The sequence below is a fragment of the Streptomyces sp. NPDC050564 genome (genome assembly GCF_044457265.1).
Lineage (GTDB): Bacteria > Actinomycetota > Actinomycetes > Streptomycetales > Streptomycetaceae > Streptomyces.
Genome location: NZ_JBITGS010000061.1, coordinates 1 through 14,051 on the forward strand (window position 1 = coordinate 1; position 14,051 = coordinate 14,051).

Genomic DNA, 14,051 nt, shown 5'->3' on the forward strand with positions numbered 1-14,051 from the left:
CTCGACGCCTGGCGCACCAGACATCCACCACGGCAGACACATGCTGATGAAGACTGAATGACGCTGACGGTTACCACAACAGTTCCCAACCCCCTTGGCTCCGCGAGGGCATCGACGACTACCTGCCGTCAGCAACCCCAGGCGGCGAGAACATCACCGATCCGATCACCCCCGCCGTCATGGGCCCCTTGCTGATCTGGGCCTTGCGCATGGTGGAAGACTTCGCCGAAGACATCCTCGCGGCCGCGGCAGAGCGCCATCGAATGTCCGCCATCGCCGAAACCAACGCCGCCACCCCAGCGGGACTGGCCAAGCTCCGCGCCTTCCTCAACCGGATCGTCACCGAGCAACAGCCGTTCCCCAGCATCTGGAACGGAGAGCACCGCGCCGCCACTACCTACATCGCCGCCCGCACCGGTGCCTCCCGACAGCAGGTCGGTGGCCTGCTTGGCCGTGAAGGATGGGCAGCCTACATCCGCCGTCGCCCCGGCCCGTGCCCTCTCGACATCACGATCACCGGCCGCATCGACAACCGCCCCTGGCGCCAGGCCATCGACTTCGGTGAAGCCGCAACGCTACTGCGCCACCTGGCCACCGCCTGCTTCGTCGTCGTCGCCTACCTGACCGGTATGCGCCCCGGAGAAGTCCTTGGACTGCGCAGCGGCTGCTGCCCCGAGCCAGACAACGGACCTCACCTGATCTACGGCAACGTCTACAAGACCGCACTCGACGAGCACGGCAACCACCTCTCCCATGGCACCCCGCGGGAAGCCCCCTGGGTGGCCATCGCCCCGGTCACCCGCGCCATCCGCGTACTGGAACGCATCGTCCCGGACGGCGCCCTGCTGTTCGACTCCACAACCCACAACGCCACGATCGGCGGCCGCGGCCGCCAAGGCTCGCTGGGCTTGAAGACCATGCGCGGCCGCATCGAGGACTTCGTCGCCTTCGCCTCCCACACCGCCACCGTTCTGGACCGCCCGGGCGAGATCATCCCGGCCGACCCGCATGGCGCCGTCGGCACGGCACGCTTCCGTCGCACGCTCGCCTGGCACATCGCCCGTCGCCCTGGCGGCCTGGTTGCCCTCGCCATCCAGTACGGCCACCTGCGCACCGCCATCTCCGGCGGCTACGCCTCCCGCGGCCGTGACGGCATCGACGACCTTCTCGACGTCGAAACAGCCCGCGCCACCATAGAGACCCTCACTACCCTCCATGAGGATCTGACCAGCGGCGTCGGCATCTCGGGCCCCGCGGCCCGCCGGGCGGTCCACGCCGCCACACGCGCCGCCACCTTCACCGGCCAGATCATCACCGCGAAACAGGCTCGCGACCTGCTGGCCAACCACCACCTCACCGTCTACGACAACCCCAACACCCTGCTGATGTGTGTCTACAAAGCCGACACCGCGCTCTGCCACCACACGGGCCACCAGCCCTCCCCCCGCCTCGATCACTGCATGCCCGCCTGCGCCAACATCGCCCGAACCGACAACCACGCCCGCGGGCTCCGCGAAGCCGCCCACCAGCTCGAACAGCGCGCCAGTCACCTCCCGACCCCACTGGCCGAGAGGCTTCGCCTCAACGCCACCAAGCTCCACGCGCACGCCAAACGACACCACGACCAGCGCATCACCACCCCGGAGACGACTCCATGACCCCAGCCCTCGACGAGCGCTCACGCATCCGCGCCGCCACGGACCGCATCCTCGCCGGCACCCCCCAGCACTCCAACGGCGCGCTCACGATCGTCGCCGTGGCCCAAGAGGCCCAGGTGCCACGCAACGCACTCACCCAGCGCCATCCCGACCTCAAGAACGACTTCTACGCCAAGGTCAAGGAACGAGGTCAGCCCACAGACTCGGAACGACGGCTGCGCAAGAAGATCACTAAGCTGAAAGAACTCCGCGCAGCCGACAAAGAGCAGCTCGCGCAACTGGCAACGGACGTCGAGAACCTCGTCCGGGTCGTCAATCAGCTCACCCTGGAAAACCGGCAACTCCGCCAACAGCTGGCCACGCCAGGCCCCATAGTTCGACTGCTACCTACCTAGCCCCAGCCTCCGGGACGGTGATCACACGCCGCCCCGCGGCGCAGGCGCCAGCCTTCGCCGGGTCGATCCGCACCCACCCATAGGCCCGCGACATCCTCAACAACCCGGCACTGAATGTCTACGACAACCCGCGGTCCTTCCTGATGTACGTCTACAACCGGGATCGGGCCTTGTGTCACCGCCTGGACGCCGATGACGCGCCGCTGCTGGACCGATGCCGGCCGTCGTGCGGAAACGTCGCGCGCACCGACCACCATGCCGCGGTACGCCCGGGCCCCGGAGAGGCGGCGTCTGCGCCAGCAGGTCAGGCGACTCACAGGGCTCAGGGCAGCCGACGCGAAGGAGATCACCCAGCTCAAAGCTGATGTCGAGGCACTGGTGGGTGCACTGCACCGCACCAGGCCACGGTGGAGAACAGCCATCTGCACCGGAAGCTCGCCGACCGACGTGCACATGCGATGGTGCGCGTGCTGCCGACGCAGACGACGCCGTGAACCCCGCCGTGGTGGAACCGGCAGTGTCGCGAACCGGTCCGGCGGCCGTCACTTCCTGGCCGCGCCGGGTTCCCCGCTAATGGATTCCTGGTAGGCATCCGCGTAGGTGGGAGAGTCCTTGATCAGGTCGTCGCAGAACGCGGCGACGTCGGTGCCGATGAGTTCCAAAACTCCTTTGCCCCCGGCTACGCCCTCCTCGAAGAAGTCGACGATTCCAGGGAGGAGGGGGCCGTCGGGCAGGCTGACCGGTCCGACCTTGAAGAGGTACTTCTGCATCTCCTTGTAGACGATCTGGTAGTCCGGCGGGAGTGCCTTGACCCGGGCCAGGTGCGCCCGCCACTGTTTCTTGCCTTCGATAATGTCTTGGATGCTCACGTCAGCCTCCCAGCCGGCTCAATTTTCTTGCGACGTTCCTGTTCAACTGCTGGCGCCACCGGTCGCGATAAGTCCGAGCCCCTGCTCCGCCAGCCAGCGCTGTGCAGAAGCCCCGGACGTCGTCACCGAGCACCTCGTGGACGGTCTGCCCGTCCGCTGCCGACACTTCGAGCAGCCCCAGGGCGGAGTCGAGGATCGGCGTCAGGTTGCGGCCGGTGAAGTCCCCGTAGGGGAAGAGGTGGGCGACGATCTGCCCCCACGCCACCCGGTAGTCGTCCGGCAGGGCCTCGACCCGGGCTTCGAACGCCTTCCATTCCCTGGTGAGATCGCTGCCTGTGACCTTCTCCCAGAAGTTCATCTCCCGCCCTCCTTGAGCCTGTTGATGCGCGATGAGAGGTACTGCCATTTCGCCCAGAACTTCGCGAGTTCCTCGCGTCCGGCATCGTTGAGCGCATAGAACTTGCGCGGCGGACCGACCTCGGATGGCCGTTTCGTCACTTGGACGAGCCCGTTCCTCTCCAGCCGCAGCAAGATGGTGTACACCGTCCCCTCGATGACGTCGGCGAAGCCGAGCTCGTTCAGCTGGCGAGTGATGGCGTACCCGTAGGTTTCCTCGCTGCCGACGATTTCGAGCACGCACCCTTCGAGCGTGCCCTTCAACATCTCCGTCAGGTCGTCCATCGCGGGTGCTCCTCAGCCTTGCCGGTACTACGTGATACCGAGTACCGCTATACGGTATCACCGAGTAGTGGAACGGCAACGTCTCCGGTGGGCGCAATCCCGGGCCTACGCCTTCGGTGAGGGACCGGTTTCTGTCGAACGCCGCAGCCCGGTCCGGTTGAGCTGACGGGTGGGCCGTTGCATGTCAACATGCAGAACTTGACAGAGAAACTGTCGGCTGGGGCACCCGCGGTGAGTTGGCGTACCACCCTGTACTACCGCATGTCGTGGTGGAGTTCGTCGGCGCGGTCTGCTCACGCGCCCGCACCCGCACCCGTACCCGTACCCGCGACGGCGGCAGTACGGCGTCCGGCCCAACTCGGGCCCGGCGGACGGTATATCGAACGTCAGCCGGGCACCCTTCCCCGCCAGCCTTCTGCGCGCGCAACGACGATGCCCGCCGGGCCGGGCTGCGGCCCGCCACGTAACAGCGGCGAGAGGCCGCTCACCTGGGATGACGGGACGTCAGTCGGGCGTGCGGAGGGGACTTCGGCGGTGCTGCTGGACGGGTGGCCCCTATTGGGTCCCTGCCCGGAAACTTCGTGGCCCATCAAACCCCGAAAAACGGGCCCCCACCGCCGCCACCGGCGTCGCTGATGGCCAGATCGGCATCCGATCGGGTGAGGCGTATGCGCGGCACCTTGCCTGGTCCTCCCGGATGGGGATCACTGCCTGTTGGGCGGACGGACCCGGCCCTGACGGGACCAGTGAGAGGCGGATGCGCGATGGGACATGGCGGAAATGTGTTCGAGGAGCTGATGGCCGACCACCGGGAAGTCGAGGAGATCTTCGGCCGGATCCAGGCGATGACCGTGCAGGGACAGGAACTGCGTGATCTTGTCGACGAGGTCACCATCGAGGTGGTACGGCACTCGGTCGCCGAGGAGCAGTACCTCTACCCGGCGGTGCGCGAGTACGTCGAGGGCGGTGACCGGCTCGCGGACAAGGAGCTCGCGGATCACGGACGGGTGGAGAACCTCCTCAAGCAGCTGGAGAGGATGGACACCGAGGACCCCCAGATGAGCCCGGTGCTGCAGCAGCTCATGGACGAGGTGGCCGCCCACGTGGAGGACGAGGAGAACAATCTCTTCCCGATGCTGCGCCAGGCGTGCTCTTCGGAGATGCTCGGAGAGCTGGGGGACAAGGTCCGCCGGGCCAAGGCCATGGCCCCTACCCGCCCGCACCCCGCCGCCCCCGACACCCCGCCCGCGAACAAGCTCCTGGCGCCGGGCGCCGGCCTGGTCGATCGGGCCCGCGACTTTGTCACGGGCCGCGGCAGATCCTGAATCTCCGGCACGCCACGTCACCGGGGGAAACAGGCTTGCGGCTGCCTGTCACGGTTCAAAGCAGCGGGGGAGGGGCTGACATCCCCCCGCTGCTCCCGCGCCCGCCGGCACAGAGAAGGAACAGGGTGCGGGTGCGGGACGGAGGCGGGAGGGCTCAGGCCGCGCCCATCGGCACCACCGACGACGGACGGATGCGTCGGCTGACCGTCCACCTTCCCCGCAGTTCCACCGGTCGGATCGGATGTCGACTCCCGTCCAACCGGTCCCGGCCCCCCGGCAACGCGAACCCCCGCTCGGCGACCCCTCTCGGTCACAGCACCCGTGAGGTGTCGGAAGAGGCTGGTGGGCAGGCACGCGAGATCGCAAGAGGCCGCCGGCCGCCCTAGAGCTGAGTGGCGCCGCCGTCGACCAGCAGCTCCGCGCCGGTGGTGAAGGAACTCTGGTCCCCTGCCAGGTAGAGGGCGGTGGAGGCGACTTCGTCGGGACGGCCTGCGCGGCCGAGCGGGGTCGGCGCGGCGGCATGATCGCCCTGCGGGAATGCGGCCCGCAGCTCGTCACCGCCGGGGGTCGCGACGGGGCCCGGAGTGAGGGCCTTGACCCGGATGCCGCGGCCGGCCAGTTCGGCAGCCCAGGTGCGGGCAAGGCTGCGTATTGCGGCCTTGGTGGCGCCGTAGACGCCCAGGCCCGCAACGCCGCGCCGGGCCGCGCTGGAGGAAAGCAGGATCACCGAGACGCCGGCCGACACAGCGGAAGGGCCTTTTGGAGGTGAAGACTGTGCCCTTGAGGTTGGTGGAGGTAGTGCGGTCGTACTCCTCCTCGGTGATCTCGCCGAGCGGGCCGTAGTCCCCCACGCCGGCGTTGGCGACGACGATGTCGAGATGACCGCTGCGCTCGGTGATTTGGGCGATGAGCCGGTCCAGGTCATCGAGCTTCGACACATCGCTCTGGATGCCGATGCCGCGGCCGCCGACCCGTTCGACGGCGGCGTCCAACGCGGCCTTGCGGCGACCGGTCAGATAGACGGTTGCTCCCTCGGCAGCGAACCGCCGGGCCATGGCCAGACCGATGCCGGTGGAGGCCCCGGTCACGAGGGCGGTCTTGTTGTCCAGCTGTCCCATGAGATTCTCCCGGTCCTTGAAGTAACTATTCTTGTTACATCTGTGGCGCAAAAAGTGCCTCCCTGTCGTGCAGGGAGGTCGACGGCCGGGGCTAGGCGGCTTTCAGCACGTCCCGCAGCACATCCTCGAGTGCGGTTCTCGCCAGCTCCTTGCGCAGGGTGGCTTCGACCTCGCCGTAGACGGCGGCCAGCGCCGGGCCGACGCCGTGACCCACGACGCACTCGGGGTCAGGCGCGGAGCGGTGCAGGGCGAAGACCGGCCCCGACTCGACGGCCTCGTAGACGTCGAGCAGGGTGATCGCCGCCAGGTCCCGCGACAGCGTCCAGCCGGCGCCGGCGCCCCGCCGCGAATCGACCAGGCCGGCCTTGCGCAGCTCGGCCAGCAGGCGACGGATCACCACTGGATTGGTGTTGACGCTCGTGGCGATCTGCTCGGAGGTGGCGACCTCATGGCCGCGGCGCTGGTACAGCCCGACCCAGGTCAGGGCATGTACCGCGATGGTCAGCCTGCTGTTGGCGCTCACGCTGCGCCCTCACCTCCGGTCGTGAAGTAACCACAGTGGTTACGACCATCTGCGGCAAGTCACCGGTGCCGGACCGCGAGGGTGCGGGCTGCAGAAGGGGGCGAACCAAGTGACCCCGGGGCCGAACAGGCCGCCGCTCGGCCACCGGAGTCGACTTCGTACGCCTACGCTGCCTCGTTCGTTCCCAGGGCGGCGCTGAGTACGGTGATGGCCTGGGCGACAGCCGCGCGCGTGGCGTGGGTGTCGCTGAGCGGGTTGAGCATCATGAAGTCGTGTGTGATGCCGTCGTAGCGGACCGTGGTGACGTCGACGCCCGCGGCGCGGAGTTTGGCGGCGTACGCCTCGCCCTCGTCGCGCAGGACGTCGGCCTCGTCGACGAGGAGGAAGGCCGGCGGTAGGCCGGCGAGTTGGTCGAGGTCTGCCTTCAAAGGCGAGGCGGTGATCTCGCTGCGCTGTGAACGCTCCGGCACATAGGCGTCCCAGAACCACTCCATGGCCTTGGCCGTGAGGAAGTACCCCGTGGCGAAGTCGGAGTAGGACTTGGTGTCCATGTCGGCGTTGGTGACCGGGTAGTACATGGACTGGTGGACGAAGCGGACATCGCCGCGCTCTTTGGCCATCAGGGCCAGCGCGGCGGTCATGTTGCCGCCGACCGAATCGCCCGCGACCGCCATGCGGTCCGGGTCGAGACCGTGAGCAGCCCCTTCGCGCACGATCCACTGGGCGGTGGCGTAGCCCTGCTCGATCGCCACGGGGTAGTGCGCCTCGGGCGAGCGGGCATATTCGACGAACACCACAGCAGCTCGCACCCCGTCCGCCAGTTCGCGCACCAGCCGGTCGTGGGTGTCGGCGTTTCCGAGGATCCAGCCCCCGCCGTGCATGTAGAGGACGACCGGGAGGGGTGACGCAGCGTTCTGCGGCCGCACCACGCGGACACGGACGTCACCGACCTCGGCGGGAACCGTGATCCACTCCGAGTCGACGGAAAGCTTGTCGATCGGCTCCGCCTGGATGTCATCGAGCACCTTGCGGGCCTTCTCGGGACCCAGTTCGTACAGGAACGGCGGCTTGGAGGTGGCATCGGCGAGCTGCTGGGAAGCAGGCTCCAGAACGAGGCTGCCTGCGGACTGCACCGTCATGACGATCTCCTTGGGATCTCGGGATGGCTGCTCACCGGGGAGCATGCTGAGGACCCGTGCCCGGCTGCCCCGGTGGTGCGCGAGTACCGCGCGGCATCGGATGAGCAGGCACGGCAGCGGTACGCGCTATATGACAACAGGGTCACCCACCCCGGGGGTGATCGCATCTGCGCTTGGGCTGCAGCCGCAACTCAAGGTCCCACGCCCTCGCGTTGTGCGGCTTGCGTTTCGACACCTTCTTGGCGGCCGTCCTCTTCGTCGTGGTCTTCTTCTTCGCCGGCTCGCGCACTCGGCCTCGCCGCGCGACGCCTTCGCTTGCTCAACTGCCGTATGCCGGGCGGCTATCAGATCCAGCACCTTGCCCGGCTTCTCCTCTGGCTCCGGCACCGCGCGGGGCGTGCCGGCTGCTCTTGGGCGACAACCCCTCTTCCAGGAGCTTCACTTCGTCACCCACGCTGTGGCATCGCCCCAGTTCGCCTCAGCCCTGGCTGGTATCGGACCTCAGGCGTGTGTGGCGGCAATCGGAGATCGACAAGGAAATCGTCGGCGCCATGGGGAAGTCTGTCACCGATGATCGGGCGCCGGTGATCGGCGGTCTCAGGGAATCCCGCACGGTCTTGAGCGGCCAACTCGCCTTCGCGGTAAAAGGCCGGATGGGAGCGGCAGTTTCGCAGAGCACTTTCTGACCGCTGTCAGTACCTTCCGACAACGGCGCCGACCAACCGGGGGAGACGGCCGGTGCCCCCAGCGTGGGGCTGCCGGCACTGCACAACGACTGCCCGAGAATGCAGGGTCTCGCTCATTCCTCTGCTGCGTTGCCCCACCTGAGCTCCGGGTCTAGCGTGGGCGATGTGGCACCAGGCGCCATCTGCCGCGAGGTACCACGCCGCGTAGGGAAAGCCCCCGGTCTCAGCAGGCGGACGCTCTTCCTTTTGCCGTACCGAAATTCTCACGGGCGGATTTGGCGCACATTCCGCGCTCAGGTGCTTCCGGGAGGTCACCGTGTCCGCCACGCACCACAACAAAGCCACCGTCGACGGCCAAGAGGTTTTCTACCGGGAGGCCGGTCCCGCGGACGCCCCCGTCATCCTGTTGCTGCACGGATTTCCCAGCAGCTCGCACATGTACCGCCATCTCATCCCGGCCCTGGCCGATCGGTATCACGTGATCGCAACCGATCACATCGGTTTCGGCCAGTCTTCCATGCCCGAGGTCGACGCATTCGACTACACCTTCGACCACCTCGCCGGTATCACCGGCGGGCTGCTTGACCAGTTGGGTATCAAGCGCTTCTCCCTCTACGTCCACGATTACGGCGCGCCCATCGGCCGGCGGCTGGCCCTCAACCCCTCCTACGAGGTCACCACGATCGTCTCGCAGAGCGGTAGCGCCTACATGGAGGGCTTCGCCAAGCCCTTCTGGGACGATCTCTTCGCCTACGCCACCCATCCCGGGCCCCGGCACCGAACCGGGCGCGCGGGCCAAGTTCGCCCCCGCATACGACCCGCTGGCAGTACGAGAACGGCGCCACCGACAAGACCTTGGTCAGGCCGGACACCTGGACCCACGACCAGGTCCTGCTGGATCGCCTCGGCAACGACGAGGTGCGGTTGGCGCTGTTCCGGGACTACCCGACCAACATCGAGGGCTATCCACAGCTACAGGAATACTTCCGCACCAGCCAGGTGCCGTTGCTCGCGGTCTGGGGCGAACGGGATGAGATCTTCGGGCCCGACGGTGCGCGAACGTTCTCCCGTGACCTGCCGGACGCGGAAGTCCACTCTGCTACCGGCCGGGCATTTCGCTCTGGAGACGCACCTGGACGCCATCAGCGGCTACATGCACGGATTCCTGGGCCGCGTCCTCGCCTGAGGCGCGAAAGGGGTCCTGGGACCCCGGCTGAATGTGACGTGCGCAAAGAGGTGCGAGGAGCAGGTAATGGCTCATGACACGGTCCAGGAGGCCGACGTCCGGGAGACCGTCGGGCAGTTTTTCCGGCTGCTCGGCGCGGGCGATGCCGACGGTGTCGCCGAGGTCTTCGCCGAAGAGATCGACTGGTTCGTGCCAGGGACGAAAAGGTGCTTCCCTGGGCTGGCCGGCGCACGCGGCGTGAACAGGTCCCGGAGTACTTCAAGACCCTGTGGCCGGCGTTCGTCGCGGCACAGAGCGAGGCCAGCATCGACAAGATCGTCGTCGACGGCGCGGACGCAGTGGCCTTGGGCAGGTTCAGCCTGGTCGTGAAGGCCAATGGCCGCCGGTTCAGCATGCCCGTCGCGTTCCACTCCACCGTCGAGTCGGGGCGCCTGGTGCGATTGCACCTCTACGAGGACACCGACCTGGTCACCAGGACCGAAACCGCAAGCGGCTGAGCCAAGAGAGGTGGCGTGGTGGCCACATTGACAGCGGTGAACGTCGGGATGCCCAAGGATGTCCCCTGGCACGGCAAGACCGTGTACACCGGCGTCTACAAGCAGGCCGTGAGCGGGCCGCGCATGGTGCGGCGGCTCAACATCGACGGCGACGGCCAAGGCGATCTGGGCGGGCACGGCGGCGAACAGCGGGCGGTACTGGTGTACCAGAGCGACTCCTACCGCTACTGGGCCCGGGAACTGGGCCGCGACGACCTCACTCCCGGACAGTTCGGCGAGAACTTCACCGTCGACGGCCTGCCCGACGACGAGGTCTGCATCGGCGACCGCTACCGCATCGGCGGCGCGCTCTTCGAGGTCACACAGCCGCGCGTGACCTGCTATCGCGTGGGCCTGCGCATGGGCGAGCCCCAGATGGCGGCCCTGCTGGTGGCCCACCACCGCCCCGGCTTCTATCTGCGGGTGATCGAGGAAGGGGAGGTCGAGGCCGGGCAGGAGATCGTCAAGGTCTCCACCGGCCCCGAGGCGATGACCGTCGCGGAGATCGACCGGGTGCTCTACCTGCCCGGGCACACCCGCGAACAAGTCGAACGGGCCCTGCGGATCCCCGCGCTCAGCCCTGGCTGGCGGGCATCCATGCAGACCCTGCGGGACCAGGCCGACACCCTGGTGGCCGGGGCCTCGGGCAGCGCGGGACTGAACACCGCTGCCACCGCCCCGCCGCCCGCCTGGCCGGGGTTCCGCCCGCTGACCGTCACCCACATCCAGCCCGAGAGCCGCAGCGTGTTCTCGCTGTCGCTGGCCACCGCGGACGGCTCCGCTCTGCCGACCGCACTGCCGGGCCAGTTCCTCACCGTCAAGATTCAGCCCCAGGGAGACGCTCCGCCGCTGATCCGCAGCTACTCGCTGTCCGGGGAACCGGGCACCGGCACCTACCGCATCAGCGTGAAGGTCGAACCCCACGGCGCGGCCAGCAACCACCTGCGCGCCCACATACGCACCGGCGACCACCTGGACGCCGCCGCACCCCGAGGCACCTTCTGCCTGGCCGACGGCGACAACGCGGTGGTCCTGGTGTCGGCCGGCGTCGGCGCCACCCCCGTACTGGCCATGCTGCACGCACTCGTCCGCGACCGCTCCACCCGACCGGTGTGGTGGCTGCACGCAGCCCGCGACGGCACCGAGCACCCCTTCGCCCAAGAAAGCCGGGACCTGATCGGCGCACTGCCCCACGCCCGGTCGACCGTCTACTACAGCAGACCGGCCCCAAAGGACCGCCAAGGCGTCGACTACGCGGAGGCCGGCCGCCTGTCAGCCGACCGCATCCTGGCCCTCGGCCTGCCGACCGACGCCGACGCCTACCTGTGCGGACCCGCAGCCTTCATGGACAACATCACCAGCGCCCTCCTCGACGCAGGCCTGGCAGCCTCCCGTGTCCACACCGAGATCTTCGGCGCGGGCCCCTCCCTCACCCCCGGGATCAAGGGTTCCGCGACCCTGGCCGCGCCCCACCAGCCCGCGGGCCCGGCCGGCACCGGTCCCATGGTGTCCTTCGCCCGCAGCGGTCTCCACGTCCCCTGGAACGACACCCAGGAGTCCCTGCTCGAACTTGCCGAGGCCTGCGACGTCCCCGTCCAGTGGTCGTGCCGCACCGGCGTGTGCCACACCTGCGAACTCGCCCTCATGTCCGGCGCAGTGGACTATTCCCCCGAGCCGGTCGAGCCTCCCGCCGACGGCAACATCCTCATCTGCTGTTCCAAGCCCACCGAAGAGATCGTCCTGGATCTGTAGAGTGCGGCGGGCCCTTCAGGCCGTCGCAGACCACCGTGTCGAGCATGGCCGGCGCACTCACCGCCGCACAGGCATCCGCGTGCGGGGACCTTCGCTGCCGCCGAGCATCTCCTTCTCCCGTGATCTGGGCGACGACCAGGACTTCCTTTCGACGGCGCTCATCGTTTTCGCCGGCACGTGCCGGAGAAACACTCGCCCAGGAATGCACGCAGACCTGCGTCGTCATCCGGGCCCTGCAAGAGGGCATGCGCCACGGTCATGTTCAGTCACTCGAGGATCGCACCGCGTCGTCCCAGGCGTACGGGCTGCAGTGATGGTTCCTGCGCCCTGCGGCGAGCACGGAGCGGAGTTCCGCGAGATGCGGGGTGTCCGCCGGGAGTTGCAGTCGCGTAAGGAGGTCCAGTGCGGCCGTCGGCTCCAGGTCGCCGTGGAGGTCGTGGTAGCTGGCCAGCCGGCCCTTGAACAGCGGCCCGTGCAGCGCCGGGAGCCGCACGACGGTGTCATACGCCTTCTGCTTCACGGGCCAGGGCACGGGATCACGCACCAAGTCGTAAGGGCTCGGAGAGAATTTACCTGCGGGCTCTGGGACTTGACCTCCCAGGTCAACGCGCTGCCCGCCCGCATGTTGTTCTCCTGCGGGCCCTTAGACAGCACAACAGAAGGGGCGGCGCCGGAATCCTCCGGTGCCGCCCCTTCCGGCTGTCTGTCTACGTGCTCAGGAGCCCGACATGGCGTCCCCGAACATGGGGTCGCCCGAGTTCCCGATGCCCACGGACGATGCACCGAAGCTCACCGCGCCGGTGGCCGTGACGCCTCCGGTGGAGCCGCGCAGGACCCACACGGCGCCGTCGTCGCTGTTCTCGCCGCCCGCGCCCACCGACAGATCGGCGCGGCCGTCCTTGTTGTGGTCGGCGAGGTGGATGGCGTCGCCGAACATGTCCGACGACTCGTTGGCACCCGGTACACCCGAGGTGCCCTGGTTGAAGGACTGGGCGCCGGTCCCCGTCAGGCCGGAGGCGCCGCCGCGCAGCACCCAGACATTGCCTGCGCTGGTCGCGGAGCCGATGGTCTCGAAGTCCGCGCCGACGGCGAGGTCCGGGTAGCCGTCACCGTTGACGTCGCCCGCTGCGAGTGTGCCACCGAACGAGTCGTGGGACTCGTCTGCTCCCGGCACGCCCGCGGTGTCCTGGCTGAAGACGGCGCTGCGAGTGGTGTCGACGCCCGCCGTGCCGCCGTAGAACACGGTGGCGTAGCCGCCCTTCGCCGTCTGGTCCGTGACGGAGACGAAGTCGGAGCCGACGACCAGGTCGTCGTGTCCGTCGCGGTCGAAGTCGGCCACGGCGAGCGCGCCCGCGTACCCCGTGCCCGCCTCGGTCTGCAGCGTGGGCCCGGTCGAGGCGCCCCGGTAGACGAAGTTGCCCGCGGAGGACCCCACCACCACGTCGTCCGCCCCGTCGTTGTCGAAGTCCCCGGCGGCCAGCTGGACGGCGCCCTTGGGGTACGCGCCGGACTCGATCTGCGCGTCGAAGCGCAGCTTCCCGGCCGCGCCGCCGGACTTGGTGAAGCCGCCCTTGAAGATCCACACGTCCTTTCCGGTGGAACCGACCGCCAGATCGGCCTTCCCGTCACCGGTGAAGTCGCCGACCGCGAGGGACTGGCCGAACCGGTCGTGGCCCGACGCGTTCGGGTCGCTGATCGTCGTGCCGCCTGACAGGCCGGACGAGCCGCCCCACAGGATCGTGACCGAACCGCCGTCGACATCGCCGCTGACGTCCTCCAGCGGTGTGCCCACGACGAGATCGCCGTAGCCGTCGTCGTTGAGGTCGCCGTGCGCGAGTTCGGTGCCGAAGCGGTCGGAGGTCTCCGAGGTGCCCGGCACACCGGAGGAACTCTGTGATGTGGTCTTGTGGCGCGCGGCGCTGATACCGCTCGACGAGCCGTAGTTGACGACCACGGCGCCCGCCTTCGCCTTCCCGCCCGCGACAGCACCCGGGGCACCGGTCGCCAGATCGCGGTAGCCGTCACCGTTGAAGTCGTCGGCGAGGCCCGACGCGGCGGCACTCGCGCCGCCCGGCAGGGTGATGAGCAGGCCACCGGCCAGGGCGGCCGCGACAACGGCGGCGCCGAGGACGACGGGACGCCGGGAACGCTTGTGATGGGACCGGGGCATGGAATCCTCTCCA

12 protein-coding genes and 2 pseudogenes are annotated in these 14,051 nt (G+C 68.5%); 6 read left to right on the plus strand and 8 right to left on the minus strand.

What is annotated here, in order from left to right; translation table 11 throughout:
• Positions 1-179: 179 nt before the first annotated feature.
• Both ACIBK0_RS47850 and ACIBK0_RS47855 read left to right on the plus strand, forming a co-directional pair.
• Positions 180-1,658 carry an integrase gene (locus ACIBK0_RS47850; RefSeq protein ID WP_399095510.1) on the plus strand — a complete coding sequence of 493 codons (1,479 nt, stop codon included), beginning with the start codon at positions 180-182 and terminating at the stop codon, positions 1,656-1,658.
• Complete coding sequence (locus ACIBK0_RS47855) at positions 1,655-2,053, plus strand: hypothetical protein (protein WP_399095512.1); 399 nt, start codon at positions 1,655-1,657, stop codon at positions 2,051-2,053. Before ACIBK0_RS47850 ends, ACIBK0_RS47855 begins: the two co-directional genes overlap by 4 nt.
• Positions 2,054-2,595: 542 nt before the next feature.
• Here the strand turns inward: ACIBK0_RS47855 and ACIBK0_RS47860 are convergent.
• The 3 genes from ACIBK0_RS47860 to ACIBK0_RS47870 are packed head-to-tail and all read right to left on the minus strand — an operon-like array spanning position 2,596 to position 3,603.
• Positions 2,596-2,922: a DUF1048 domain-containing protein gene (locus ACIBK0_RS47860; RefSeq protein WP_381265313.1), complete on the minus strand. Its 327-nt coding sequence runs from the start codon at positions 2,920-2,922 to the stop codon at positions 2,596-2,598.
• Between the two features lies 1 nt (position 2,923).
• Positions 2,924-3,280 carry a DUF1048 domain-containing protein gene (locus ACIBK0_RS47865; RefSeq protein WP_399095516.1) on the minus strand — a complete coding sequence of 119 codons (357 nt, stop codon included), beginning with the start codon at positions 3,278-3,280 and terminating at the stop codon, positions 2,924-2,926.
• Positions 3,277-3,603: a PadR family transcriptional regulator gene (locus ACIBK0_RS47870; protein ID WP_399095519.1), complete on the minus strand. Its 327-nt coding sequence runs from the start codon at positions 3,601-3,603 to the stop codon at positions 3,277-3,279. The genes ACIBK0_RS47865 and ACIBK0_RS47870 overlap by 4 nt, the downstream gene beginning before the upstream one ends.
• A 764-nt stretch (positions 3,604-4,367) precedes the next feature.
• Here ACIBK0_RS47870 and ACIBK0_RS47875 point away from each other — a divergent pair.
• On the plus strand, positions 4,368-4,928 hold the full coding sequence (locus tag ACIBK0_RS47875) for a hemerythrin domain-containing protein (RefSeq protein ID WP_399095522.1): 561 nt from the start codon (positions 4,368-4,370) through the stop codon (positions 4,926-4,928).
• A gap of 382 nt (positions 4,929-5,310) precedes the next feature.
• Here ACIBK0_RS47875 and ACIBK0_RS47880 read toward each other — a convergent pair.
• From ACIBK0_RS47880 to ACIBK0_RS47890, 3 genes and pseudogenes are all read right to left on the minus strand, one after another.
• Positions 5,311-6,046 (minus strand): annotated as a pseudogene (locus ACIBK0_RS47880) (SDR family NAD(P)-dependent oxidoreductase).
• 91 nt (positions 6,047-6,137) lie between these two features.
• Entirely contained in the window at positions 6,138-6,569 is a 432-nt protein-coding gene (locus ACIBK0_RS47885; RefSeq protein ID WP_399095525.1) for an Rrf2 family transcriptional regulator, read from the minus strand.
• Between the two features lie 164 nt (positions 6,570-6,733).
• Complete coding sequence (locus ACIBK0_RS47890) at positions 6,734-7,708, minus strand: alpha/beta hydrolase (protein ID WP_399095528.1); 975 nt, start codon at positions 7,706-7,708, stop codon at positions 6,734-6,736.
• 1,122 nt (positions 7,709-8,830) lie between these two features.
• Here ACIBK0_RS47890 and ACIBK0_RS47895 point away from each other — a divergent pair.
• The 3 genes and pseudogenes from ACIBK0_RS47895 to ACIBK0_RS47905 all read left to right on the plus strand — a co-directional run.
• Positions 8,831-9,328: pseudogene (locus ACIBK0_RS47895) on the plus strand (alpha/beta fold hydrolase); the annotation flags it as partial.
• Between the two features lie 458 nt (positions 9,329-9,786).
• Entirely contained in the window at positions 9,787-10,077 is a 291-nt protein-coding gene (locus tag ACIBK0_RS47900) for a nuclear transport factor 2 family protein (protein ID WP_399095531.1), read from the plus strand.
• Positions 10,078-10,095: 18 nt separating this feature from the next.
• Positions 10,096-11,868, plus strand: a complete 1,773-nt coding sequence (locus tag ACIBK0_RS47905) for an MOSC domain-containing protein (RefSeq protein ID WP_399095534.1) — start codon at positions 10,096-10,098, stop codon at positions 11,866-11,868.
• A 262-nt stretch (positions 11,869-12,130) separates the two neighbouring features.
• Here the strand turns inward: ACIBK0_RS47905 and ACIBK0_RS47910 are convergent, their stop codons facing one another.
• Positions 12,131-12,400, minus strand: coding sequence for a hypothetical protein (locus ACIBK0_RS47910; protein WP_399095537.1), 270 nt, complete (start codon positions 12,398-12,400; stop codon positions 12,131-12,133).
• Positions 12,401-12,583: 183 nt separating this feature from the next.
• The gene (locus tag ACIBK0_RS47915) at positions 12,584-14,038 is read right to left on the minus strand and encodes an FG-GAP-like repeat-containing protein (RefSeq protein ID WP_399095540.1); all 1,455 of its coding nucleotides are present in this window, start codon (positions 14,036-14,038) and stop codon (positions 12,584-12,586) included.
• Positions 14,039-14,051: the final 13 nt, after the last annotated feature.